The 26,275-nt window shown below is 54.9% G+C and carries 23 protein-coding genes, 2 pseudogenes and 1 other annotated feature; all 25 genes and pseudogenes read left to right on the top strand.

The genetic code is table 11. The annotated features are described in order from the left end of the window. Nucleotides 1-82: 82 nt before the first annotated feature. Nucleotides 83-802 (top strand): 2-C-methyl-D-erythritol 4-phosphate cytidylyltransferase, encoded by a 720-nt coding sequence (gene ispD, locus ABC336_RS11685; RefSeq protein ID WP_413238810.1) that lies wholly within the window; start codon nt 83-85, stop codon nt 800-802. Then, on the top strand, nt 799-1,281 hold the full coding sequence (ispF, locus tag ABC336_RS11680) for a 2-C-methyl-D-erythritol 2,4-cyclodiphosphate synthase (protein ID WP_413238809.1): 483 nt from the start codon (nt 799-801) through the stop codon (nt 1,279-1,281). Before ispD ends, ispF begins: the two co-directional genes overlap by 4 nt. Before the next feature lie 104 nt (nt 1,282-1,385). Then, nucleotides 1,386-2,846 (top strand): glutamate--tRNA ligase, encoded by a 1,461-nt coding sequence (gene gltX, locus ABC336_RS11675; RefSeq protein WP_413238808.1) that lies wholly within the window; start codon nt 1,386-1,388, stop codon nt 2,844-2,846. A gap of 470 nt (nt 2,847-3,316) precedes the next feature. Next, entirely contained in the window at nt 3,317-4,048 is a 732-nt protein-coding gene (gene epsC, locus ABC336_RS11670; protein WP_413238807.1) for a serine O-acetyltransferase EpsC, read from the top strand. Beyond that, nucleotides 4,045-5,467: pseudogene (gene cysS, locus ABC336_RS11665) on the top strand (cysteine--tRNA ligase). The gene epsC and the pseudogene cysS overlap by 4 nt, the downstream one beginning before the upstream one ends. Further along, entirely contained in the window at nt 5,464-5,943 is a 480-nt protein-coding gene (locus ABC336_RS11660; protein ID WP_413238806.1) for a Mini-ribonuclease 3, read from the top strand. The pseudogene cysS and the gene ABC336_RS11660 overlap by 4 nt, the downstream one beginning before the upstream one ends. Next, entirely contained in the window at nt 5,933-6,700 is a 768-nt protein-coding gene (gene rlmB / locus ABC336_RS11655) for a 23S rRNA (guanosine(2251)-2'-O)-methyltransferase RlmB (RefSeq protein ID WP_413238805.1), read from the top strand. Before ABC336_RS11660 ends, rlmB begins: the two co-directional genes overlap by 11 nt. Before the next feature lie 2 nt (nt 6,701-6,702). Beyond that, a complete protein-coding gene (locus ABC336_RS11650) occupies nt 6,703-7,233 on the top strand; it encodes an NYN domain-containing protein (RefSeq protein ID WP_413238804.1) in 531 nt (176 codons plus the stop codon). 185 nt (nt 7,234-7,418) lie between these two features. Further along, nucleotides 7,419-8,069, top strand: coding sequence for an RNA polymerase sporulation sigma factor SigH (gene sigH / locus ABC336_RS11645; protein ID WP_413238803.1), 651 nt, complete (start codon nt 7,419-7,421; stop codon nt 8,067-8,069). 386 nt (nt 8,070-8,455) lie between these two features. After that, the gene (gene rpmG, locus ABC336_RS11640) at nt 8,456-8,605 is read left to right on the top strand and encodes a 50S ribosomal protein L33 (protein WP_081666981.1); all 150 of its coding nucleotides are present in this window, start codon (nt 8,456-8,458) and stop codon (nt 8,603-8,605) included. Nucleotides 8,606-8,622: 17 nt separating this feature from the next. Next, nucleotides 8,623-8,832, top strand: a complete 210-nt coding sequence (gene secE / locus ABC336_RS11635) for a preprotein translocase subunit SecE (protein WP_413238802.1) — start codon at nt 8,623-8,625, stop codon at nt 8,830-8,832. 23 nt (nt 8,833-8,855) lie between these two features. Beyond that, nucleotides 8,856-9,389 (top strand): transcription termination/antitermination protein NusG, encoded by a 534-nt coding sequence (gene nusG / locus ABC336_RS11630; RefSeq protein WP_413238801.1) that lies wholly within the window; start codon nt 8,856-8,858, stop codon nt 9,387-9,389. A gap of 99 nt (nt 9,390-9,488) precedes the next feature. Beyond that, nucleotides 9,489-9,914, top strand: coding sequence for a 50S ribosomal protein L11 (gene rplK, locus ABC336_RS11625; RefSeq protein ID WP_020620125.1), 426 nt, complete (start codon nt 9,489-9,491; stop codon nt 9,912-9,914). A 96-nt stretch (nt 9,915-10,010) separates the two neighbouring features. Then, complete coding sequence (gene rplA, locus ABC336_RS11620; protein ID WP_413238800.1) at nt 10,011-10,703, top strand: 50S ribosomal protein L1; 693 nt, start codon at nt 10,011-10,013, stop codon at nt 10,701-10,703. Between the two features lie 13 nt (nt 10,704-10,716). Beyond that, nucleotides 10,717-10,886 (top strand) — a sequence feature (ribosomal protein L10 leader region). 56 nt (nt 10,887-10,942) lie between these two features. Then, a complete protein-coding gene (gene rplJ / locus ABC336_RS11615) occupies nt 10,943-11,455 on the top strand; it encodes a 50S ribosomal protein L10 (protein WP_413238799.1) in 513 nt (170 codons plus the stop codon). Nucleotides 11,456-11,494: 39 nt separating this feature from the next. Then, nucleotides 11,495-11,863, top strand: a complete 369-nt coding sequence (rplL, locus tag ABC336_RS11610) for a 50S ribosomal protein L7/L12 (protein ID WP_413238798.1) — start codon at nt 11,495-11,497, stop codon at nt 11,861-11,863. An 80-nt stretch (nt 11,864-11,943) separates the two neighbouring features. Next, nucleotides 11,944-12,540 carry a class I SAM-dependent methyltransferase gene (locus ABC336_RS11605; RefSeq protein WP_413242492.1) on the top strand — a complete coding sequence of 199 codons (597 nt, stop codon included), beginning with the start codon at nt 11,944-11,946 and terminating at the stop codon, nt 12,538-12,540. Between the two features lie 329 nt (nt 12,541-12,869). Further along, a complete protein-coding gene (rpoB, locus tag ABC336_RS11600; protein ID WP_413238797.1) occupies nt 12,870-16,433 on the top strand; it encodes a DNA-directed RNA polymerase subunit beta in 3,564 nt (1,187 codons plus the stop codon). Between the two features lie 138 nt (nt 16,434-16,571). Further along, on the top strand, nt 16,572-20,192 hold the full coding sequence (rpoC, locus tag ABC336_RS11595; protein WP_413238796.1) for a DNA-directed RNA polymerase subunit beta': 3,621 nt from the start codon (nt 16,572-16,574) through the stop codon (nt 20,190-20,192). A gap of 183 nt (nt 20,193-20,375) precedes the next feature. Further along, nucleotides 20,376-20,606: a ribosomal L7Ae/L30e/S12e/Gadd45 family protein gene (locus ABC336_RS11590; protein ID WP_413238795.1), complete on the top strand. Its 231-nt coding sequence runs from the start codon at nt 20,376-20,378 to the stop codon at nt 20,604-20,606. A gap of 135 nt (nt 20,607-20,741) precedes the next feature. Then, nucleotides 20,742-21,161, top strand: coding sequence for a 30S ribosomal protein S12 (rpsL, locus tag ABC336_RS11585; protein ID WP_413238794.1), 420 nt, complete (start codon nt 20,742-20,744; stop codon nt 21,159-21,161). Nucleotides 21,162-21,427: 266 nt separating this feature from the next. Then, entirely contained in the window at nt 21,428-21,898 is a 471-nt protein-coding gene (gene rpsG, locus ABC336_RS11580; RefSeq protein ID WP_128659922.1) for a 30S ribosomal protein S7, read from the top strand. 77 nt (nt 21,899-21,975) lie between these two features. Continuing rightward, nucleotides 21,976-24,053 (top strand): annotated as a pseudogene (gene fusA, locus ABC336_RS11575) (elongation factor G). Between the two features lie 97 nt (nt 24,054-24,150). Beyond that, entirely contained in the window at nt 24,151-25,341 is a 1,191-nt protein-coding gene (gene tuf, locus ABC336_RS11570; RefSeq protein ID WP_413238793.1) for an elongation factor Tu, read from the top strand. 579 nt (nt 25,342-25,920) lie between these two features. Further along, the gene (rpsJ, locus tag ABC336_RS11565; protein WP_005544556.1) at nt 25,921-26,229 is read left to right on the top strand and encodes a 30S ribosomal protein S10; all 309 of its coding nucleotides are present in this window, start codon (nt 25,921-25,923) and stop codon (nt 26,227-26,229) included. Nucleotides 26,230-26,275: the final 46 nt, after the last annotated feature.

Here is a 26,275-nt window from a genome sequence, read left to right as displayed (position 1 = left end):
ACTTTATGAATCGGTGTCTTCATTGTATGATGGGAATATCCATTCATTTTGAACAACCTCAAGAAAGCGGGCAGAGAAACTAATGCAGAATGACAGATGGGCGGCGGTCGTCGTCGCGGCCGGCCGGGGGACCCGTATGGGCTCGGCCGAGAGCAAGCAGTATCTGATGCTGGGCGGTCAGCCGATCCTGGCCCGCTCGCTCGCGCTGTTCGAGTCGATGCCCGAGGTCACGGAGATCGTGCTGGTGGTCGGCTCGCAGGATGTGGAGCGCTGCAGCGGCTGGGCCGCGCGCTATGGACTGGACAAGCTGAGCAGGGTTGTCGCGGGCGGCAAGGATCGGCAGGAATCAGTCTATCTCGGCCTTCAGGCCGTAACGGCGTCATGGGTCATGGTGCATGACGGCGTGCGGCCGCTGGTCAGCCGGGAGGCAGTACGGCGTTGCTGCACGATGGCAGAGCGTCAAGGTGCGGCCGTACTGGCCGTGCCTGTGAAGGATACGATCAAACAGGTAGACGAAGACGGTCTTATCGCGGCAACTCCGGACCGGCGAAGCTTGTGGGCGATCCAAACCCCGCAGGCTTTTCGCTATGATCTGCTGCTGGCTGCTCACGAATCCGCCCGGGAGGCCGGCTTCGCCGGTACTGACGATGCGATGGTGGTGGAACGCGCAGGAGCGCCAGTGGCCGTCGCCGAGGGCGAATATACCAATATCAAAATTACTACACCGGAGGATCTGCCTTATGCGGAGTTCCTGCTCACACAGGCGATCGGCGATCCTGGCGGAGGAGGAGCTAGATCATGATAAGGGTTGGACAAGGATTCGATGTGCATCAACTGGTGGAGGGACGTCCCTGTATTATCGGCGGCGTGTCAATCCCTTATGAACGGGGACTGCTGGGCCATTCGGACGCTGACGTACTGCTGCATGCCATCACCGATGCGGTGCTCGGAGCGCTGGGGCTCGGCGATATCGGCAAGCATTTTCCCGATACTGATGAGGCCTATAAGGATGCGGACAGCCTGAAGCTGCTGACCGACGTATGGCAGATGGTCAAGGACAAAGGGTATAAGCTGGGCAATCTGGACGCGACGATCATCGCCCAGAAACCCAAGATGTTGCCCTACATCCCGCAAATGATCGAGACGATCGCCGGCGCGCTTGAAGCCGAGCCGTCCCAGGTCAATGTCAAGGCGACGACGACCGAGCAGCTCGGTTTTACCGGCCGCGGCGAAGGGATCGCCGCCCAGTCGGTTGTCTGTCTGATCAGGGATGTGCTATGATGTTGACCAACTGAACCGGCTCCGCGTTTTCGCAGACAACGACTTGGGAAGCGTGGCCAGGTAAGAACCTAATCGCAAGCTTCATAAGAAAGGAATGATTGTACATGGCACAGGAAGTCCGCGTACGCTATGCACCCTCACCGACGGGACATTTACATATCGGCAATGCCAGAACGGCCTTATTCAATTATTTATTCGCACGCAGCCAGGGTGGCAAATTCATCATCCGCATCGAAGATACGGATCTGAAACGCAATGTCGCCGGAGGAGAAGAAAATCAGCTGAATTATCTGAAGTGGCTCGGCATCGACTGGGATGAGAGCGTCGATATCGGCGGCGGCTACGGGCCGTACCGTCAGACCGAGCGGCTGGATATCTACCGTCGGCATTATGAAGAACTGCTCGACAAAGGGCTCGCTTATCGCTGCTACTGTACGGAAGAAGAGCTCGAGCGCGAGCGCGAGGAGCAGACGGCACGCGGGGAGATGCCCCGTTATTCCGGCCGGCACCGCGATCTGACACCAGAGCAGCAGCAGGCCTTCGAGGCGGAGGGCCGGGTGCCGAGCATCCGTTTCCGCGTTCCGGAGGGGAGAACCTACACCTTCCACGATATGGTCAAGGGCGATATCAGCTTCGAATCGGAAGGGACGGGCGACTTTGTCATCGTCAAAAAAGACGGCATCCCGACCTACAACTTTGCTGTCGTCATCGACGACTATCAGATGCGGATCAGCCATGTGCTGCGGGGCGAGGACCATATCTCCAATACGCCGCGCCAGCTGATGATCTACGAGGCGCTGGGCTGGGAGCCGCCGCAGTTTGCCCATATGACGCTGATCGTCAACGAACAGCGCAAGAAGCTGAGCAAGCGGGACGAGTCGATCGTCCAGTTTATCGAGCAGTATGACGAGCTGGGATATCTGCCGGAGGCGCTCTTCAACTTTATTGCGCTGCTGGGCTGGTCGCCGGAGGGCGAGCAGGAGATCTACACCCGCGGCGAGCTGGTGGAGATCTTCAATGCTGCCCGCCTCTCCAAGAGCACGGCGGTGTTCGATACACAAAAGCTCAGCTGGATGAATAATGAATATATCAAGCAGGCGGACACCAGCCGGATCGCCGAGCTGGCCTTGCCTTATCTGCAGCGTGCCGGACGACTGCCCGAGGTGCTGAGCGAAGAGCAGCGCGCCTGGACAGATGAGCTGGTGGCGCTGTACCAGGAGAAGCTGACCTGCGTGTCGGAGATTGTACCGCAGACCGCGCTTTTCTTCAAGGATGCGGTGGAGGACGAAGAAGAGGCTGTCGCCGTGCTGGCCGAGGAACAGGTGCCGGCGGTGCTGGCCGCCTTCGCTGCGCAGCTCGATGTAGCCGAAGAGGCGCTTACCGCAGACAGCATCAAGTCGATGATCAAAGCGGTACAGAAAGAGACCGGGGCTAAAGGCAAGCAGCTGTTCATGCCGATCCGCGCTGCCGTGACCGGTCAGACGCACGGCCCCGACCTGAACCAGACGATCAAGCTGCTCGGCAGCCACAAAGTGCGGGAGCGGCTCGCTGACAGACTGGCCTAGCGACATGGCCGGGGAACTCTTGTCATCCCTAGGGGATAGGAGTATACTATGGGTACCATTTTCGTTGACTGTAAGAGGTTGTACAATAAGCGATGAATTTAACTGCGTTGATGATTAATGATAGATAACAGCTGTGAACAGGAGAAGTAAGCCGGGCAGGAGATCTCAGAGAGGACGACCGGCGCCATCGCACCCTTCAGGTGCGGCGTCGGCTGCGAGTCGTCCATCTCCCCCGGCCGAACATGCGCCTGGGAGCCGCGCACTGAGCCTGATGTCCGCGCGACGGACATGAGGGGTAGGCTGCGCCGCGTGCCTGCGTTACAGGCTAGAGAAGGATGACGAGTCACTTGTATGCCGGCATGGGCGCAGCGGAGTGATGCGTCTGTCCAAGCAGAGTGGGACCGCGTCGAGACGTCTCTGCAGCGCAAGCTGCAGGGGCGTTTTCTTTTATAGGTTAGGAGGTGGAAAGCATGGGTCATATCAAATCCGATATTCAAGCTGTCATGGAAAACGATCCGGCAGCCCGCAGCAAATGGGAAGTTATCTTTACGTATTCCGGTCTTCACGCCATCTGGGCGCACAGGGTGGCCCATGCATGCCATAAGCGCGGCATGCCGACGCTGGCCCGATGGATCTCGCAGGTCAGCCGCTTTTTCACCGGCATCGAGATCCATCCCGGCGCTCGAATCGGCAAGAAGCTCTTCATCGACCACGGTATGGGCGTCGTCATCGGAGAGACGTGCGAGATCGGGGAGAATGTCGTTATCTATCAGGGCGTGACCCTGGGCGGCACCGGCAAGGAGCGCGGCAAGCGCCATCCGACGATCGGCAACAATGTGGTCATCTCCTCCGGCGCCAAAGTACTGGGATCGTTCACCGTGGGAGACAATTCAAATATCGGCGCCAATTCGGTCGTACTCCGGGAGGTGCCGCCCTATAGTACGGTCGTCGGCATCCCCGGACGGATCGTCAAGCGCAACGGCGTACGGGTGAAAGACCGGCTCGACCATGCGCAGATGCCGGATCCTGTGGTCGAGATGTTCCGCCAGATGCAGGCCGAGATCCAGCAGCTGCGTGCCGAACTGGAGGCGGTCAGGGAGCAGAGATCATCTGATGAGCGCGGACAGAGTGGTCCGGGGGACCCAGGGGACCCGGAGACGGACAAAGAACCGATAGGCAGTGGGAGGAATACGAGAACATGACTGTAACGATCTATAATACGCTGACCCGGCAGCGGGAAGCGTTCGTACCGCTGGAGCCGGGCAAAGTGAAGATGTATGTTTGCGGCCCAACCGTGTATGACTATATCCATATCGGCAATGCAAGACCGGTCATCTTCTTCGATGTGGTGCGGCGTTACCTGGAGTCGGTGGGCCACGAGGTGCATTATATCGTCAACTTCACGGACGTCGATGATAAGCTGATCCGCAAAGCCGAACAACTCGGGACGACTGTGCCGGAAGTGGCCGATCGCTTCATCGCCGCCTTCAATAGCGATATCGAGGGGCTGGGCGTCCGCAAGGCGACGCTCAATCCCCGCGTAACGGAACACATCGGAGAGATTATCGAGTTTATCCAGGGGCTGGTGGACAAAGACCTTGCCTACTCGAGCAGCGGCGATGTCTACTTCCGCACCTCGCGGTTCGAGGATTACGGCAAGCTGTCCCATCAGAATCTTGACGAGCTGCAGATGGGCATCCGGATCGGGATCGGCGAGCGCAAGGAGGACGCCCAGGACTTCGTGTTGTGGAAGGGCGCCAAGCCGGGCGAGATCTTCTGGGAGAGTCCGTGGGGCCCGGGCCGTCCGGGCTGGCACATCGAATGCTCGGCGATGGCCCGCAAGTATCTGGGCGATACGCTGGACATTCATGGCGGCGGCCACGATCTGCAGTTCCCGCATCATGAATGCGAGGTGGCCCAGTCCGAGTCCCTGACCGGCCAGCCGCTGGCGCGGTACTGGATGCATAACGGCTACATCCATATCAATAATGAGAAAATGTCCAAATCGCTGGGCAACGGCATCACGGTTCAAGCGCTGCTGCAGCAGGTGAAGCCCGAGGCGATCCGTTACTTTATGCTCTCTACCCACTACCGCTCGCCGCTCAATTTCAGCGACGAGACGATCAAGCAGGCAGAGAACAGCGTCGAGCGGATACGCAATTGCCGGGATAATCTGCTGCATCGCCTGCAGGCGATGCAGGCCGCTCACGGTCTGCCGCTGCCGCCCGGACCGAAGCCGGTGCTCAGTGAGCGGATCCAGGCGATCCGCGATACCTTTCACCAGAAGATGAACGATGATTTCAATACGCCGGATGCGATCACCGCCTGGTTCGAGCTGGTCAGCGAGGCCAATCAGTATCTGCAGCGCGATGTGGTCTCGGCACAGGATCTGGAGGAGCTGCTGGCGCTGATCAGCGGTCTGGACCGTGTGCTGGGTCTCCTGCCTGCGGAGCGAGGCGGAGGGTCTGGCGGCGGACGAGGTGGAGCGTCTGATCGAAGAGCGGATCGCGGCCCGCAAGGCCAAGAACTGGGCGCGGGCCGACGAGCTGCGGGATCAGCTGGCGGCGGAAGGCATCATCCTTGAGGATACGCCGCAAGGCATCCGCTGGCGGCGCCGATGAGCGAGCCCCGCACAGGCGAGCTCGGAGAGCCGGGATTGTGGTTCCACATCCCCGCCAAGCATCCGAACCAGATGAACCCTGTCGTCCTCGCCTACATCGGAGATGCCGTCTATGAGCTGCTGGTCCGCCAGTACCTGCTCTCCAAACCGAACCACAAGCTGCATCACTTGCATTCGCAAGCCGTGTCTTTCGTCTCCGCCAAAGCGCAAAGCGCGCTGCTGCGGCGTCTGCAGCCGCTGCTGACGGAAGAAGAGGCGGATATCGTCAGACGGGGACGCAACGCCAAATCCGGGGCCCCGCCCAAAAATGCGGACGTCCAGGAATACCGGTTGGCGACTTCTTTCGAGTGTCTGCTGGGCTATCTGTACTGCCAGAAACGGACGGAGCGTCTACACGAGCTGCTGGCATATGCTTGGCCGGAGGCAAACGGCCGGCAAGAGGATCAACATGAGGAGGCAACGGAGGATGGACATTGACAAACAGGAAGAGTGGATTGCCGGCAAGCATCCGGTCCTTGAAGCGTTAAGGTCGGGACGCGAGATCAACAAGCTGTTGATTGCGGAGAATGCCCAGAAAAATCTGACCCTGCCGATCATTGCGGAGGCCAAAAAGCATGGCGTCATCATCCAGCATGTCGACAAGCGAAAGCTGGATCAGCTGGCTGATGGTGTCCAGCACCAGGGCGTGATCGCTCAGGCGGCGGCCTACCGGTACGCTGAGCTTGAAGAAATCCTCGAGAAGGCGCATTCCCGAGGCGAGGAGCCGTTCCTTCTGCTGCTCGACGAGATCGAGGACCCGCACAATCTCGGCTCGATCCTGCGAACGGCTGAGTGCACCGGCGCCCACGGCGTTATTATCCCCAAGCGCCGCTCCGCTTCGCTCAATGCCACGGTGTATAAGACTTCTGCCGGGGCGGTCGAGCATGTGCCGGTAGCGCGCGTGACCAACCTGGCTCAGACGATCGAGTCGCTGAAGAAGCAAGGCGTCTGGATCGCCGGCGCAGATGCGGCGGCAGAGCAGGAAGTGTACGAGACCAATCTGAACCTGCCGCTTGCCGTCGTGATTGGCAATGAGGGCAAGGGGCTGGGCCGGCTGATCCGCGAGAAATGCGATTTTCTCGTCAAGCTGCCGATGCGGGGCCGGCTCAACTCGCTGAATGCGTCGGTAGCTGCGGGCGTGCTGATGTACGAAATCGTCCGGCAGCGCGGCGCAGGAATCCCGGCCAGGGACTAGGCATGCGCCGGCAGGATGTACTGTTGGTCGACGGCTATAATATGATCGGAGCCTGGCCTGAGCTGGAGCGGCTCAAGGAAGAGGGGCTGGAGGAAGCCAGAGACCGGCTCCTCGAGCTGTTGGCCGATTACCAGGGTTTTACCGGCATACAGGTGATCGTCATCTTCGACGCCCATCGCGTACCGGGACATGGAGCGATGTACAAGCAGTACAACATCACAGTGATCTACACCCGTGAGAAGGAAACGGCGGACGAGGTCGTCGAGCGGCTGGTCGGCGAGCTCAAGCAGCGCGGTCGCGACATCTACGTCGCAACCTCGGACATGGCCGAGCAACATATGGCCTTCGGCAAAGGGGCGCTGCGCCTCTCCGCCCGCGAGCTGCTGATCGAGCTGGGCCAGAGCCGCAAAGAGCTGGAGCAAACGCTTAGGTCCAGCGACGCATCGCCGGGCAAGCGCAATCCGCTCGACGATGTGCTCAGTTTGGACGTGCGGACGAGGCTGGAGCGGCTGCGCCGGGGCGGGAAGCCGTGATGCTTCGGAGCAGAGGCCATGTCATCTTTCCGTACGAGAGGAGCAGTTGTTCTGTTGACGCCTCAAGGTTACATAATGTATACTGATCCTATGTTTTATGGATAAGAACGGTATTTGCAAGGTGGTTCGACCTTTTGAGCACGTACTTTAAGCAGCGCACGCCGTGCAGGCCGGAGGGATAGTTCGTGAGCATCGACCTCAAAGAATTGAGTATGCACGAATATGACTGCAATACGGACGAGGACAACGTCGAAGCCGTGCGCGAAGGCGACAGCGAAGCCTTGGAATACTTGATCAACAAGTACAAGAACTTCGTCCGCGCCAAAGCCCGGTCCTATTTTCTGATCGGCGCCGACCGCGAGGATATCGTGCAGGAAGGCATGATCGGATTGTACAAGGCGATCCGCGATTTCAAAGGGGACAAGCTGGCTTCATTCAAGGCTTTCGCCGAGCTCTGCATCACCAGGCAGATCATTACCGCGATCAAGACGGCGACCCGTCAGAAGCATATCCCGTTGAATTCTTACGTATCTCTGGACAAGCCCATCTATGACGAGGACTCCGACCGTACGCTGCTGGACGTGATCTGCGGCTCGCGCGTCTCCGACCCGGAGGAACTCATCATCAACCAGGAAGAATTCGTCGGGCTTGAGGACAAGATGGCTGAGATTCTGAGCGATCTCGAACGCAAAGTGCTGATGCTGTATCTCGATGGAAGATCGTATCAAGAAATTGCAGTTGACCTCGACCGTCACGTCAAGTCGATCGATAATGCGCTGCAGCGCGTCAAGCGCAAGCTCGAGCGTTATCTGGAAGTGCGGGATGTCCCGGGGTGAGTCCAGCCCGCCGCTGGAGTAAGAGATGTGAATACGCAGTACACCTAAGGCTCGCGGGCGAGTCTTTTTTTATTTCGCGCCACCGAGTTTCTTTGAGGTGCAGGATTATCCGCCGGAGCATCTGGCAATAATGGGAAGACAGACGGCCAGTCTGCTATTTTTGTGGAGATCTACCGAGAGGGACCTGCGGCTGGTTCATACCGAAATAATCCAGCCGGGGGGCTTGACATTTGCACAAGTTTATCGTTGACATGAAATAGGCCATGTGCTAAAGTATTTTAGGTAGGCCTAAATGCGCGTATTGTAACAAATGGCTCATATCAAGATAAACGTTTATGGTGTAAGATTTATGCTTTTCATAAGGTTAGACCGGGAGGTGTACTGCAATGCGTGTTATTATCACGTTGGCTTGTACGAACTGCAAACAAAGAAACTACACGACCAACAAGAACAAACGTAATCACCCCGATCGCATCGAGATGAAGAAGTTTTGCAAGTTTTGCAACGAGCATACTCCTCATCGCGAAACTAGATAGCAACTGGAGGTGTGGACGTGTCTTTTCTTGGTAAAATGAAGCAGGGCTTCGGATCAACATTTGCCTTCTTTGCCGATAGCTGGGCGGAGCTTAAGAAAGTCCGCTGGCCAAACCGTAAAGAGTTGACGAGCTACACGATCGTTGTTATGGTGACGATTATAGCGGTGACGATTTACTTTTGGCTTCTTGACATCGGGATCTCCGAACTGGTCGAACTGATTGTTTAAGAAGGAACCAAAGGTGGTTTGTTATGGAAAAGAGATGGTACGTCGTTCATACTTACTCCGGCTATGAGAACAAGGTGAAGGCGAATCTCGAAAAACGTGTGGAATCGATGGGCATGGAGGACAAGATCTTCCGCGTGCTAGTGCCGATGGAAGAAGAAGTGGTGAACAAGGACGGCAAGAAAAAAACCGTCATGCGTAAAGTTTACCCCGGCTATGTGCTCGTCGAGATGATCCAGACGGACGATTCGTGGTACGTTGTTCGCAATACCCCCGGCGTGACTGGATTCGTCGGTTCTACAGGCTCGGGCTCCAAGCCTACGGCATTGCTGCCTGATGAAGTGGAACAGATCCTGAAGCACATGGGCATGGAGGAGCCGAAACCGAAGATCGAATTTGATCTGAAGGAGACGGTTCGAGTCAAGGTGGGCCCGTTTGCCAATTTTGTCGGCACGGTCGAAGAGATCCTGATCGACAAGAGCAAGCTGAAGGTCCACGTGAACATGTTTGGCAGGGAAACCCCGCTTGAGCTGGATTACACTCAGGTGGAGAAGATATAATATCTGGTTTCTGAAGTCGCTTGTCGTACATTGACGGGCGATGGTGGGAGGGAAGCGATTCCCGTTCGACCACAACTTAGGGCAGGGAGGTGCACTATCATGGCAAAGAAAGTCATCAAGATGGTCAAGCTGCAAGTTCCGGCAGGTAAAGCGAATCCGGCTCCGCCGATCGGTCCTGCACTCGGACAAGCGGGTGTGAACATCATGGCCTTCTGTAAAGAGTTCAACGCTCGTACTGCAGATCAAGCGGGATTGATTATCCCGGTCGTTATCTCGGTATTCGAGGACCGCTCCTTTACATTCGAGACCAAGACGCCGCCTGCGGCTGTTCTGCTCCGCGTAGCAGCTGGGATCGAGAAAGGTTCGGGCGAACCGAACAAGAAGAAGGTTGCAACTGTAAAACGCGACAAAGTACGTGAGATCGCCGAGCAAAAAATGCCTGATCTGAACGCGGGTTCGGTCGAAGCAGCGATGCTGATGGTCGAAGGTACAGCGCGCAGCATGGGCATCAATATCGTCGACTGATCGTCGGCAAGCATCGCAGCCCGGGCGGGGCTGTGACGTGGGAGGATCATCCACAAGGAGGATATTCCGCTACCACCACACAAGGAGGAGAAAATCATGGCAAAACACGGTAAGAAGTACCTGGAAGCTGCCAAGCTGTTCGACGGCGAAGCCAGCTACGAGCCTTTGGAAGCCATCGAATTGGTGAAGAAGGCTGCATCTGCAAAGTTCGACGAGTCCGTTGAAGTTGCAGTCCGTCTGGGCGTAGACCCACGGAAACAGGATCAGGCTGTGCGCGGTGTCGTTGTACTCCCGCATGGTACAGGCAAGACCAAACGCGTCCTCGTATTCGCCAAAGGCGACAAAGCGAAGGAAGCTGAAGCCGCTGGCGCTGATTTTGTCGGAGATTCCGATATGATCAACAAAGTTCAGCAAGGCTGGTTCGATTTTGATGTCTGCGTAGCAACGCCGGACATGATGGCGGAAGTCGGTAAGCTCGGTCGGATTCTCGGCGGTAAGGGCCTCATGCCTAACCCGAAAGCCGGTACGGTAACGTTTGACGTTTCCAAAGCGGTACAAGAGATCAAAGCCGGTAAAATCGAATACCGTCTGGACAAAGCAGGTCAAATCCATGCGCCAATCGGCAAGGTGTCCTTCGATGCCGACAAATTGAACGAAAACCTTCGTTCGCTTGTCGAAGCATTGGTTCGTGCCAAGCCCGCTGCGGCCAAAGGTGTATACCTGAAAAACATTGCGGTTTCCTCGACGATGGGCCCAAGCGCTCGCGTCAATGCAACGGTATTCCGCTAAAGGAAACCAGCTCAAGAATTGAATATGCATACCGTAGACAGTAGGTGCCGCGAGGCTTAATTTCCTACCGAGGTGTTATGATATAACGTTTGTTTTTCACATATGCGTGCAATCGTATATGGAATGATGAACCATCATGGCCTTCGCTTGCGGTTTGCGGCGAAGGTCTTTCTCATGTTTAAGACGGAGAGGGACGCCGAAAATAACGGAATGCTGATTATTTATAGGAGGTGTAAAGTTTGGCAAACGCAAAGATTATCGAAAGCAAACAACAAGCGGTTGAAGAAATCGCGGGCAAGCTGCGCGAGAGTTCCTGCACCGTGATCGCCGATTACCGCGGTCTGAACGTAGCTCAGGTAACGGAACTGCGCAAAGAGCTTCGGGATGCGGGCATCGAGTTCCGGGTTCTCAAGAACTCGCTCGTGCGCCGCGCTTCGGCTACTGCCGAGCTGAACGGACTGGAAGAAGTGCTGACTGGTCCCACAGCGGTCGCATTCAGCAAAGAAGACGCAGTTGCACCAGCCAAGATCCTGAACTCTTTCGCGAAGAAGAATGATGCTTTGAAACTTAAAGGCGGCATCGTCGAAGGTCAAGTCGTCAGCGTGGACGAGATCAAAGCTCTGGCTGATCTGCCGTCCCGCGAAGGCTTGCTGTCGATGCTCCTCAGCGTCCTTCAAGCGCCTATGCGCAACTTCGCGCTGGCGGTCAAAGCAGTTGGAGAAAAGCAAGAACAAGAACAACAAGGCGCATAGCACGCCAATTAATAAACTAAAATTATGGAGGTTTATCTCATGAGTAAAGAGCAAATCCTGGAAGCAATCAAAGGCATGAACGTTCTTGAACTGAACGACCTGGTCAAAGCAATCGAAGAAGAATTCGGCGTAACTGCTGCAGCTCCAGTAGCTGTTGTCGGCGGTGGCGCAGGCGGCGGCGAAGCAGCTGCTGAGCAAACCGAATTCGACGTTATCCTTAACAACGCTGGCGCTTCCAAAATCAACGTCATCAAAGCCGTTCGCGAAATCACAGGTCTCGGCCTGAAAGAAGCAAAAGAACTGGTAGACGGCGCACCAAAGCCAATCAAAGAAAAAGTATCCAAAGAAGAAGCAGACGGCGTGAAAGAGAAGCTGGAAGCGGCTGGCGCAGCTGTAGAAGTGAAATAATTTAACGTATGGGGCATAACCCCTTGAAGCTAACGCTTCAAGGGGTTTGCTGTACGCGGGAGTAGAAAGCGAGGGGCATGATGTCTAACCACTACTACACACGTGAGCCTGGCGGGGCACATGATCGGCGTCTTCATGAATCCGATCTGCGAGGGATGCGATTTCGCTTCATGACAGACAGCGGTGTATTCTCCAAAGGTGGGGTCGACTTCGGCAGCCGGCTGCTGATCGAGACGATGGAGCTGGCTGAAGATGCCAGGGTGCTGGATGTTGGTTGCGGCTACGGACCGATTGGTCTGGTTGCAGCCAAGCTTGCCGCCTCCGGGAAGGTCACGATGATCGATATCAATGAACGGGCCGTAGAGCTGGCGAAGGAGAATGCGCGACTCAATGGGATCGCCAATTGCGAGATTGTGCAAAGTGATCTCTTCGAGGCGGTAAGCGGCGGCAGGTATGATGTGATCCTGACAAATCCGCCTATCCGGGCAGGCAAAGAAACGGTGCATCGGATTTATGAAGAAGGCGCAGCATTACTCGTGCCCGGCGGAGCGATGTGGGTGGTTATTCAGAAGAAGCAGGGCGCGCCTTCCACTCAGGCCAAGCTGGAGCAGTTGTTTTCCACGGTAGAGGAAGCCGCTAAAGATAAGGGATATCGTATATTCAAGGCAACTCTGTGATATCCTATCTTGTTCTTGACTCCGCTGTTCTGCTGTGGTATTATTATAAAATGTCAGCATTAATATGGGCTCAATTTCTTTAGTGGACTAAAATGTCAAGCGTATTTTTTGAGGCGGCAATGCATAAAGTCTTCAAACTTGACGTATAATGTTTAGATTTTGGGCAAAATTAGTGGATATGTAGGTTTGGCAGCATGCGCCACGGCACTTGAGACAACGCTCTTTTTTCGAAACTCAATTCGATAAGGGCTTTTCTTTATTGGGAGAATAGTTGGTGGGCCGGGCGCTTGACTATAGCAATGTCTTGTTCCGCAAGCGTTGAAGCAGACATGAGGGGTGAGGTTAAGTTGGCAGGACAACTTGTTCAGTATGGCCGACGCACGCGTAGAAGTTACGCTCGCATCAGCGAGGTGCTCGATGTTCCTAACCTGATCGAAATCCAACAGAAATCGTATGATAAATTCCTGGAAAAGGATTTGCTTGAATTGTTCCAGGATATTTCACCGATTTCGGATTTCACGGGTAATTTGTCGCTCGAATTTATCGATTACAGCCTGGGCGAACCGAAGTATTCGGTAGACGAATCTAAGGAGCGTGATGTGACGTATGCAGCGCCGCTGCGGGTAAAGGTGCGTCTCATCAACAAAGAAACCGGCGAAGTTAAGGAACAAGAAGTGTTTATGGGCGACTTTCCGCTGATGACAGAAACCGGCACATTCATCATCAATGGTGCCGAACGGGTTATTGTCAGCCAATTGGTACGCTCACCCAGTGTATACTTCAGCACCAAAGTGGATAAAAACGGGAAGAAAACGTACACTGCGACTGTGATTCCGAACCGCGGCGCCTGGCTCGAACTGGAGACTGACGCGAAGGATATCGTCTATGTACGGATCGACCGCACGCGCAAGATTCCTGTTACGGTTCTGCTCCGGTCGCTGGGCTTTGGCACAGATGCCGAGATCCTCGACTTGCTGGGACACGATGAATATATTCGCAATACACTCGATAAGGACAACACGGATTCCACCGAGAAAGCCTTGATCGAGATTTACGAGCGTTTGCGTCCGGGTGAGCCGCCAACGCTGGATAATGCGAAGAGCTTGCTCGTCGCGCGATTCTTCGACCCGAAACGATATGACTTGGCCAATGTGGGTCGTTACAAGATGAATAAAAAGCTTCATATCAAAAATCGGCTGTTCAATCAACGTCTTGCCGAGACGCTGATCGACCCGAGCACTGGCGAGATTCTGGCCGAGACCGGTCAGATGATCGATCGTCGCCTGCTTGATGAGATCCTTCCGCTGCTCGAGAAGAACGTCGCGTTCAAAACGTATCATGTCGCGAACGGCGTCATGGATGCCAGTAGTATTCCACTACAGACCATCAGCGTATTCTCGCCGGATGAAGACGGCAAGATCATCAAGATTATCTCCAACGGCATTATCGACAAAGCCGTCAAGAATATTACACCGGCAGACATCATTGCATCGATCAATTATTTCCTGAATCTGCTGCATGGTGTCGGCAGTACGGACGATATTGATCACTTGGGCAACCGTCGTCTGCGTTCGGTTGGCGAGCTGTTGCAAAACCAGTTCCGGATCGGCCTCTCGCGGATGGAACGCGTCGTGCGCGAGCGGATGTCGATTCAGGATGCGAACGCGATTACGCCACAAGCGCTGATCAACATTCGTCCGGTTATCGCCTCGATCAAGGAGTTCTTCGGCAGCTCCCAGCTGTCGCAGTTTATGGACCAGACCAATCCGCTCGCGGAGCTGACGCATAAGCGTCGTTTGTCTGCGCTCGGTCCAGGCGGCTTGACGCGTGAGCGCGCCGGCTTTGAGGTCCGTGACGTTCATAACTCTCACTACGGCCGCATGTGTCCGATTGAGACCCCGGAGGGGCCGAACATCGGTCTGATCAACTCCCTGTCCAGCTTCGCCCGGATCAATGAGTATGGCTTCATCGAAGCGCCATACCGCTGGGTGGATCCGAAGACAGGCATCGTCACTGAGCAGATCGCTTATCTGACGGCTGACGAAGAGGATAACTATGTCATCGCTCAGGCGAATGCGCAATTGACAGCCGAGAGCAAGTTCGCCGAAGAGAGTGTCATTGTCCGCTACAACAAGCAGGCTGACAACATCCTGACGATGCCGAGCGATCGCGTCGATTATATGGACGTTTCACCGAAGCAGGTTGTATCCGTAGCGACAGCGCTGATCCCGTTCCTCGAGAACGATGACTCCAACCGCGCGCTTATGGGATCCAACATGCAACGGCAGGCGGTTCCGCTGCTCATCCCCAAAGCTCCGCTGGTCGGTACCGGGATGGAGCACAAGTCGGCGAAGGATTCCGGAGTCTGTATCGTGACCAAGCACGACGGCATCATCGAGCGCGTCACAGCCAACGAGATCTGGCTGCGCCGCGTCGAAGAGATCGACGGCAAGCAGGTAACCGGAGACTTGATCAAGCATAAGCTCCATAAGTTTATGCGCTCCAATCAGGGAACGTGCATCAATCAGCGGCCGATCATCCGCAAGGGCGAGTTTGTCCGCAAAGGCACGATCCTAGCTGACGGGCCGTCGACGGAGTCCGGCGAATTGGCGCTCGGCCGCAATGTCGTCGTTGCCTTTATGACCTGGGAAGGCTACAACTATGAGGATGCGATCCTCTTGAGCGAGAAGCTGGTCAAAGAGGATGTATACACCTCGATCCATATCGAGGAATACGAGTCGGAGGCCCGCGATACTAAGCTGGGACCGGAAGAGATCACGCGTGACATCCCGAATGTCGGTGAGGAAGCGCTGAAAAATCTCGATGAGCGCGGTATCATCCGCGTCGGTGCGGAGATTGGTGCCGGTGATATCCTGGTCGGTAAAGTTACACCTAAGGGTGTAACAGAGCTCACTGCCGAGGAACGGCTCCTGCACGCGATCTTCGGCGAGAAGGCGCGTGAAGTGCGTGATACGTCGCTGCGAGTGCCTCACGGAACCGACGGCATCGTCGTCGACGTCAAAGTGTTCACTCGTGAGAACGGCGATGAGCTGCCGCCAGGAGTTAACCAGCTCGTACGTGCATACATTGCCCAGAAGCGTAAGATTTCTGAAGGCGACAAGATGGCAGGACGCCATGGCAACAAAGGGGTTATCGCACGCATTCTGCCGGAAGAAGATATGCCGTTTATGCCAGATGGCACGCCGGTTGAGGTTGTCCTGAACCCGTTGGGCGTACCGTCGCGGATGAATATCGGTCAGGTGCTCGAAGTCCATCTTGGCATGGCCTGTAAGCACTTGGGTATCCATGCGGCGACGCCGGTATTTGACGGCGCGCGCGAGTATGACGTATTCGATGCGATGGAAGAGGCTGGCATGCAGCGCAACGGCAAGACCAAGCTGTTCGACGGCCGCACAGGCGAGACGTTTGAGCGCGAAGTGACGGTTGGCGTCATGTATATGATCAAGCTGGCGCATATGGTCGACGATAAGATCCATGCCCGTTCCACCGGACCTTACTCGCTCGTTACACAGCAGCCGCTCGGCGGTAAGGCGCAGTTCGGCGGCCAGCGTTTCGGGGAGATGGAGGTATGGGCGCTCGAGGCCTACGGTGCAGCTTATACGCTGCAAGAGATCCTCACTGTCAAGTCGGATGACGTGGTAGGCCGCGTGAAGACGTACGAATCGATCGTTAAAGGTGAGAATGTGCCGGAGCCGGGTGTGCCGGAGTCGTTCAAGGTTCTCATCAAGGAGCTCCAAAGCCTTGGCATGGATGTCAAGATCCTCAGTGAGGATGAAGAAGAAATCGAAATGCGTGAAATCGACGACGAGGATGAAGGCCAAGGCGACAAGCTCAACCTGAATCTCGAAGGTGCGGAAGTAGGCGTAGAGTAGCACGCAAGCCTAGGTGTCGAGTAAGCGGCCACCGCATATGACGTTTCACTGCAGCGCGTGCGCAGCGATTCCCACCCTCCAGGCGGGAATGGCTGTCCGCGTACATTTGCCTGACACAGACTTAAGGAGGGTTGCTCCTTGTTGGATGTTAACAACTTCGAGTACATGAAAATAGGTTTGGCCTCACCGGACAAGATCCGTTCCTGGTCCCGTGGTGAAGTGAAGAAGCCGGAGACGATCAACTACCGTACCCTGAAGCCGGAGAAGGAAGGTCTGTTCTGTGAGAAGATCTTCGGACCGACTAAGGACTGGGAATGTCACTGCGGCAAATACAAGCGTGTACGTTACAAAGGTGTCGTCTGCGACCGCTGCGGCGTTGAAGTAACACGAGCCAAAGTACGCCGTGAGCGCATGGGGCACATCGAACTGGCGGCGCCTGTATCCCATATCTGGTATTTCAAAGGCATTCCGAGCCGCATGGGGCTGGCGCTGGATATGTCTCCCCGTTCGCTGGAGGAGATCATCTACTTTGCTTCTTATGTGGTGACAGATCCGGGTGAGACGCCGCTGGAGAAGAAACAGCTGCTCTCCGAGAAGGAATACCGCAGCTACCGCGAGAAGTACGGCTATGGCTTCCAGGCTGGCATGGGTGCGGAAGCGGTCAAAAAGCTGCTTCAGGATATCGATGTCGAGCGCGAGCTTGAAATGCTGAAGGAAGAGCTGCGCTCGGCACAAGGCCAGCGCCGCAACCGGGCGATCAAACGTCTGGAAGTCATCGAGGCGTTCCGTAACTCCGGCAATGATCCGGAATGGATGATCCTGGACGTGCTGCCGGTCATCCCGCCGGAGCTGCGTCCGATGGTACAGCTGGACGGCGGTCGCTTCGCGACCTCCGACCTCAACGACCTGTACCGCCGGGTTATCAACCGCAACAACCGTCTGAAGCGTCTGCTCGATCTGGGCGCGCCGGACATCATCGTGCAGAACGAGAAACGGATGCTGCAGGAAGCAGTGGACGCGTTGATCGACAACGGCCGCCGCGGCCGCCCGGTTACGGGTCCAGGAAATCGTCCGCTCAAATCGCTCAGCCATATGCTCAAAGGTAAGCAAGGCCGCTTCCGTCAGAACCTGCTGGGTAAACGCGTCGACTATTCCGGTCGTTCGGTTATCGTCGTCGGGCCTAGCTTGAAGATGTACCAGTGCGGTCTGCCGAAGGAAATGGCGCTGGAGCTGTTCAAGCCTTTCGTGATGAAGGAGCTTGTGAACAAAGGCCTGGCGCACAATATTAAGAGTGCGAAACGCAAGGTTGAACGCGTCAGCCCTGAAGTATGGGATGTGCTGGAGGAAGTGATTAAGGAGCATCCGGTGCTCCTCAACCGTGCCCCCACACTTCACCGTCTCGGGATTCAGGCATTCGAGCCGATCCTGGTTGAAGGACGCGCAATCAAGCTTCATCCCCTCGTATGTACGGCCTACAATGCCGACTTTGACGGGGACCAGATGGCGGTTCACGTGCCGCTCTCGGCTGAAGCCCAAGCTGAAGCGCGCTTGCTGATGCTGGCTTCCGGCAACATCTTGAATCCCAAGGATGGCAAGCCGGTCGTTACGCCTTCGCAGGATATGGTACTCGGCAGCTTCTATTTGACAATGGACAACAACGAAGCCAAGGGCTCCGGCTCGATCTTTGGCACAGTGAACGAAGCGATCTCGGCTTACCAACGCGGAATCGTCTCGCTTCATGCGCGTATCGTTATCCCTGTCAAAGTGCTAAATAAACGGACCTTTACTGAAGAGCAGCAAAAAGCGCTCATCGTGACAACGGTCGGCAAAGTGATCTTCAACGAAATTTTCCCGGAGGACTTCCCGTACATCAACGAAGCCACCAAAGGCAACCTGTTGAACGGAACGCCGGATAAATATTTTGTCTACGAAAAAGGTACGGATCTGACCAAGTTCACAGGGGACTTGGCTATAGCGGGAGCTGTAGGCAAGGAGTACCTCGGTCTAATCATTGCCGAGTGCTTCCGTCAGTACCATACGACCCAAACTTCCATGATCCTGGACAAAATCAAGCAGCTGGGCTTCACGTACTCGACCCGTGCGGGTATCACCATCGCGGTCGATGATGTTGTCGTACCTGATGAGAAGCAGGCGCTTATGAAAGAGTCCGAGGAGAAGGTAGCTGTCGTTACGAATCAATACCGCCGCGGTCTGATCACCAATGAAGAGCGTTATGACCGCGTCATCAGCATCTGGAGCAAGGCGAAGGATCAGATCACCGATATCCTCATGAAATCGATGGAACGTTACAATTCGATCATGCTCATGGTGGACTCCAAAGCACGGGGTAACAAATCGCAGATCACCCAGCTGGGCGGTATGCGGGGTCTGATGGCCAACCCGTCGGGTCGGATCATCGAGCTCCCGATCAAGTCGAACTTCCGCGAGGGACTGACCGTCCTTGAGTACTTCATCTCGACGCATGGCGCGCGGAAAGGTCTTGCAGATACGGCCCTGCGTACAGCAGACTCGGGCTACCTGACCCGTCGTCTCGTCGACGTGGCCCAGGACGTCATCGTTCGCGAAGACGACTGCGGTACGGACAAAGGCTTCACCGTCAGCAAGATCCAGGATGGCAAAGAGGTCATCGAGGATCTGTATGACCGGATCGAGGGACGCTACTCCTTTGAGACGATTCGTCATCCGGAGACTGGCGAGGTCATCGTTCAGCGCAATGATCTCATCGACTCCGCCAAAGCGGACGAGATCATCGCAGCCGGCGTGGAACGTCTGCAGATCCGTTCAGTGCTGAGCTGCCGCGCCCGTCACGGCGTCTGCAAGATCTGTTACGGACGCAATCTGGCTACCGGCAAGCATGTGGAGATCGGTGAAGCGGTCGGCATCATCGCTGCCCAGTCGATCGGTGAGCCGGGTACCCAGCTGACGATGCGTACGTTCCATACCGGGGGCGTCGCCGGAGACGATATTACCCAAGGTCTGCCGCGGATTCAGGAGCTCTTCGAGGCTCGGAATCCAAAAGGTCAGGCGATCATCTCCGAGCTCGATGGCACGATCAAGGAGATCCGCGAAGCCAAGGACCGTCGCGAGATCGAGGTGCAGGGGGAGGCCGAATCCAAGGTCTACTCCGTTACGTACGGTTCGCGGATCCGGGTTAGCGTCGGTCAGCAGATCGAGGCAGGCGACGAACTGACCGACGGCTCGATCGATCCGAAGGATATGCTGCGCATCAAGGGCATCCGTGGCGTGCAGAACTATATTCTGCAAGAGGTTCAACGCGTATACCGGAACCAGGGCGTTGAGATCAACGACAAGCATATCGAAGTCATGATCAAGCAGATGCTTCGTAAGATCCGCATCGTCGATGCTGGCGGCACAACCTTGCTGCCGGGCGCCTTTGTGGATATTCATGAGTACGAGGCGGCCAACACCACTGCGATCTTCTCGGATCGCGAGCCAGCGGTTGCGAAGCCGGTCCTGCTCGGTATTACGAAGGCATCCTTGGAGACCGATTCGTTCCTCTCCGCGGCTTCCTTCCAGGAGACGACTCGTGTCCTGACGGATGCTGCGATCAAGGGCAAGGTCGACCAGTTGCTTGGTCTGAAAGAGAATGTCATCATCGGCAAGCTGATTCCTGCCGGTACAGGCATGAACCGCTACCGCAGCATCAAGTTCGCCGGCGACGACGAGCAGCCGGAGTCCGGCGAAGAGCAACTCGAAGGCGTACCGGTCGAGCTGTAAGGCCGATATTAAGTCGGGGAATTGCAGGCAGCCTGCGGGCTGCCTGCAATTCCCTGTTTATTGAGAAAGAGTCCTTGACACCCTGGGCACCAAAATGCTACTATATCAGTGTGCCAACATGCTGGTTTGGGCTCGGCCATCCGATGGTCGCAGGACCATCCTTGGAATGGAGGGTTACATTCTATGCCATTCAAGATCGGCAGCAAGCAGACGACGAAGATGGTGGAGCAAGGTCTTGCCACTGCGGTCTATGTTGCGGAAGATGCAGATCAGCGAATAACAGGCAAGATTGTAGAGCTCAGCGAACGGGCAGGAATTGAAGTCATCTGGATAGACACGATGGAACGCCTCGGGGCAACCTGCGGTATTGACGTCGGGGCTGCGATGGCGGCTGTCATTCCTGAAGAAGAATAAGAGACATTCGTTTTTGCAGTGGCGGCGAGACTCGTCAGGCAAAAACTTTCGTTTGTTCTTTTATGAACCACCTGGATCTGTGGGCTTAAGCAAGACGTAGTTGGTCAGTCAAAAATTGAGGAAGGGGGTGGCAACATGCCAACAATCAACCAGCTGGTCCGCAAGGGCCGTGAAGCTAAAGTAGTCAAGTCGAAATCGCCTGCACTTCAGAAGGGTTTCAACGCGCTGAAGCGTGAAGAAACGAACCTGAGCGCCCCGCAAAAACGCGGTGTCTGCACTCGTGTAGGTACGATGACGCCGAAGAAACCGAACTCCGCTTTGCGCAAATACGCGCGTGTTCGCTTGACGAACCGTGTAGAGGTTACTGCTTACATCGGAGGCATCGGTCACAATCTGCAAGAGCACAGCGTGGTTCTCGTGCGCGGCGGCCGGGTAAAAGACCTCCCGGGTGTTCGTTACCACATCGTTCGCGGTGCGCTTGATACTGCAGGTGTCAACAACCGTATGCAAGCTCGTTCCAAATACGGCACGAAGCGTCCTAAAGCTAAGAAGTAAGACTCACATCTTGAATCTTAAGAAATCACCTCGTGATCAAAAGGATCGGTTTTCAGCACCGAGAAGGTTGGAGGCAGGAGAAAATGAGGAGTGTCCACGTTTTCGTAGAAAACGACCTCGGAAGCATGGCTACGTGAACCCCTAAGAAGGAGCTTGCGAAGCTAGTTTCCTTCGGAAACTCTCATTCGAGTGCATTCAAGATTCGACGTCGAATCCGCTACTGTGAATCACATCGTGATCAAAACCGACTGAAAGGGGGATACCTCATGCCACGCAAAGGTCCTGTTCCAAAAAGAGACGTATTGCCGGATCCGCTCTATAACAGCAAGCTTGTTACTCGTCTGATCAACCGCATCATGATCGACGGCAAGCGCGGTGTAGCGCAGACCATCCTGTATGATGCCTTCACACTTATCCAAGAACGTACAGGCAAAGAGCCTATGGAAGTGTTTGAAGTAGCCATCAAGAACATCATGCCCGTCCTCGAAGTTAAAGCCCGTCGTGTTGGTGGTGCCAACTACCAAGTACCGATCGAGGTTAAGCCAGAGCGCCGTACGGCACTGGGACTTCGTTGGCTCGTGAACTACTCGCGTAACCGCGGGGAGAAAACGATGGAAGAGCGTTTGGCTGCCGAGATCATCGACGCATCCAATAACACTGGCGCTTCCGTCAAGAAGCGTGAAGATACACACAAGATGGCGGAAGCAAACAAAGCGTTTGCCCACTATCGCTGGTAGTATCACATTGAGAGTTCAAAAAGGTCGGTTAAGCGGACTTTTTGAACAACCTCTAAAACTCGAAAGGAGACATATTCATGGCTAGAGAGTTCTCCTTGAAAAATACGCGTAATATCGGGATTATGGCGCATATTGATGCGGGCAAGACCACCACTACCGAGCGGATCCTGTTCTACACAGGCCGTACCCACAAAATCGGCGAGGTGCACGAAGGTGCAGCGACGATGGACTGGATGGAGCAAGAGCAGGAGCGCGGGATTACGATCACTTCCGCTGCGACTACAGCTCAATGGGATGGTCACCGCATCAATATCATCGACACCCCGGGACACGTTGACTTCACAGTTGAAGTTGAACGTTCCCTGCGCGTATTGGACGGGGCGGTAGGTGTATTCAGTGCAAAAGAAGGCGTAGAGCCGCAATCCGAAACGGTATGGCGTCAAGCTGACCGCTACGGTGTTCCACGGATCGCATACGTGAACAAGATGGACATCATCGGTGCTGACTACCTCAACGTTATCAAAGATATGCGCGAGCGTCTGCAAGCCAATGCCGTCGCGATTCAATTGCCGATTGGTGCCGAGAATGATTTCCAAGGCATGATCGACATCGTCGAGCGCGTGGCGTTCATCTACAAAGACGACCTTGGTCGGGATCCTGAGAAAGTCGAGATCCCTGCAGAATTTGCAGATCAAGTAGAAGAACTGCGTGCAGAGCTCGTTGAGAAAGTTGCTGAACTGGACGAAGAGCTCACAATGAAGTATCTTGAAGGTGAGGAGATCACCGTCGAGGAACTGAAAGCAGCACTCCGTAAAGGGGTCTGCGACGTGAAGATCTTCCCCGTAATCTGTGGTTCCTCTTACCGCAACAAAGGCGTACAGCCAATGTTGGACGCGGTCGTTGATTACCTGCCTGCGCCAATCGACGTGCCTGACATCAAGGGTGTCCTTGAAGACGGTACGGAAGTTACGCGCAAATCGGGTGACGACCAGCCGTTTTCGGCACTCGCGTTCAAGATCATGACTGACCCTTATGTCGGTAAACTGACGTTCTTCCGCGTGTACTCCGGTGTTCTGGCATCCGGATCCTACGTACTGAATGGTACGAAGGGCAAGCGTGAGCGCGTTGGACGGATCCTGCAGATGCATGCTAACAGCCGCCAAGAAATCTCCGAAGTTTACTCCGGTGATATCGCAGCAGCTGTAGGTCTGAAGGACACCGTTACCGGTGACACCCTCTGTGACGAGAAAGCTCCGGTTATCCTGGAGTCCATGAACTTCCCAGAGCCTGTTATCCAGATCGCGATCGAGCCAAAGACCAAAGCCGACCAAGACAAAATGGGCGTTGCCCTGTCCAAGCTGTCGGAGGAAGATCCTACGTTCCGTGCCTACACGGATGAGAGGAGACTGGACAAACAATCATCGCTGGTATGGGTGAGCTCCATCTGGAGATCATCGTCGACCGTATGGTTCGCGAGTTCAAAGTCGAGACAAGCGTAGGTAAACCGCAGGTTGCTTACCGTGAGACGTTCAAGCAAGCAGCCAAGGTCGAAGGCAAGTTCGTTCGTCAGTCCGGTGGCCGTGGTCAATACGGTCATGTATGGATCGAGTTCGAACCGCAAGAAGCCGGTGCCGGCTTCGAGTTCGAGAACAAAATCGTCGGCGGTGTCGTACCGCGTGAGTACATCCCTGCTGTTCAGGCTGGTATCGAAGAAGCGATGAAAAACGGCGTTCTTGCCGGATTCCCGCTTGTAGACGTAAAAGCCCGCATCGTAGACGGATCGTACCATGATGTCGACTCCTCGGAGATGGCGTTTAAGATCGCTGGTTCCATGGCGCTCAAAGCTGCCAAGGATAAATGTGCTCCAGCTCTGCTTGAGCCGATCATGAAGGTTGAAGTTACCGTGCCGGAAGAGTACTTCGGCGACGTTATGGGGATGCTCAGCTCCCGTCGCGGACGCATCGAAGGTACAGACTCCCGTTCGGGCGCTCAGATCATCCGTTCCAAAGTGCCTTTGGCCGAGATGTTCGGGTACTCTACTACCCTTCGCTCCGGTACACAGGGACGCGGCGTATTCTCGATGGAAATCTCCCATTACGAAGAAGTGCCGAAGTCGATTGCGGAAGAGATTATCTCCAAGCATAAGGGCGAGTAATCCCCTGTTTGCCACGGCCGTCATTCTGTATGCCTCATAGCTGAGAGTGTGCGGCCGATACCTATAACTTTCCATTTATTAAGGAGGAATAAGTTCAATGGCTAAGCAAAAATTCGAACGTAACAAACCGCACGTTAATATCGGTACAATTGGTCACGTTGACCATGGTAAAACAACTCTGACTGCTGCCATCACAACTGTACTTTCCAAAAAGTACGGCGGTGCTGCTATCGCTTTTGATCAAATCGACAAAGCGCCGGAAGAGCGCGAGCGCGGGATCACAATCTCCACAGCTCACGTTGAGTATGAGACGCCTAACCGTCACTACGCTCACGTAGACTGCCCAGGCCATGCTGACTATGTTAAAAACATGATCACTGGTGCTGCTCAAATGGACGGCGCGATCCTGGTTGTATCCGCTGCTGACGGCCCAATGCCGCAAACACGTGAGCACATCCTGCTCTCCCGCCAAGTAGGCGTTCCTTACATCGTCGTATTCCTGAACAAATGCGACATGGTTGAAGACGAAGAGCTTCTCGAGCTGGTTGAGATGGAAGTTCGCGACCTGCTGAGCGAGTATGAGTTCCCAGGCGACGACACGCCAATCATCCGTGGTGCTGCTCGTGAAGCGCTGCAAAACCCTGATGGCGAGTGGGCTGACAAAATCGTCGAGCTGTTCGAGCAAGTGGATACTTACATCCCAACGCCTGAGCGTGACGTTTCCAAGCCATTCCTGATGCCTGTCGAGGACGTATTCACCATCACTGGTCGCGGTACAGTTGCTACTGGCCGTGTAGAGCGGGGCGAAGTTAAAGTCGGCGACGAGATCGAAATCGTTGGTTTGCAAGAAGAGACTCGCAAAACTGTATGTACTGGTGTTGAGATGTTCCGCAAATTGCTGGACTCCGCACAAGCTGGCGACAACATCGGCGCCCTGCTGCGTGGTGTTGAGCGTAAAGACATCGAGCGCGGTCAAGTACTTTCGAAGCCAGGTTCCGTTAAGCCACACACGAACTTCACGGCTCAAATCTACGTCCTGACCAAAGAAGAGGGCGGACGTCATAAGCCTTTCTTCACAGGCTACCGTCCACAGTTCTACTTCCGTACAACGGACGTAACAGGTATCATCACTCTGCCAGAAGGAAGCGAGATGGTTATGCCTGGCGACAACATCACCGTTACTGTTGAACTGATCGCTCCAATCGCGGTAGAAGAAGGTACTCGCTTCTCGATCCGTGAAGGCGGCCGTACAGTAGGCGCTGGCGCTGTTGCTTCGATCCAAAAATAATCCTACTGCAGCGTGAGCTGCGCAGGATCTACACCAGAGGTTGTCCAACCGGTCTTGGCCGGGAGGGCAGCCTCTTTTTTTGAGGGCTATATATAATAGAAGAAAGATTATTATAACAGCCTGTTAAAAAACGGCCGGAGAGGCACGGAATCGAATCTGGAGAAGCGAAGGGTTCGCCTGAAAGCTTTTCGCAGAAAAGCTAGCTTCGAAAGCATACGCTGTCCCCGGATTTCAACCGATAAAGCGGTTATAAATCAAGAAATCTGGGGGCAACAGAGATCGGAAGATCGATCCGTGACTGTAGGTCTCCTTTTTCAACAGACTGATTTTAAGCAGTTATTTAAAGTGCAAATTCCCCTTATTACAGGTTGAAACAGGAAACTGAAAATAAATACGCATTAGCGGATATTTTTCTTGCAAATGCCTTTCATTTTGTATATAATAGTGAACGTTGGTCTGTGGCTGTGCGATGATGCGAGAGGTTGCCGACACACCCGGCCCCTTTGCCATGGGGCGTAAGTCGGGTTTTCTCGCGGAGTATGTCCGATACTAAATTGGGCGATAGAAGGAGGGAATTACATGGCAAAGCAAAAGATTCGTATTCGTTTGAAAGCTTACGATCACAGAATTCTTGACCAATCAGCAGAGAAAATTGTTGAAACTGCAAAGCGTTCCGGAGCAGGCGTGTCCGGTCCGATTCCGTTGCCAACGGAAAAGCAAATCATCACCATTCTGCGTGCGGTTCACAAGTACAAGGATTCGCGGGAACAATTCGAAATGCGCACACATAAGCGTCTGATCGACATTGTCAACCCAACGCCGCAAACGGTTGATGCATTGATGCGTTTGGATCTGCCATCCGGTGTAGATATTGAGATTAAACTGTAAGAACACGTACCAAAGCAAGATCTACTACTTATTACGTAAGAGAAAC

The sequence above is a fragment of the Paenibacillus jepli genome (genome assembly GCF_047238105.1).
Lineage (GTDB): Bacteria > Bacillota > Bacilli > Paenibacillales > Paenibacillaceae > Paenibacillus_D.
Note: the sequence above shows the minus strand (reverse complement) of the source record. Positions and strands in the feature narration are given on the sequence as shown.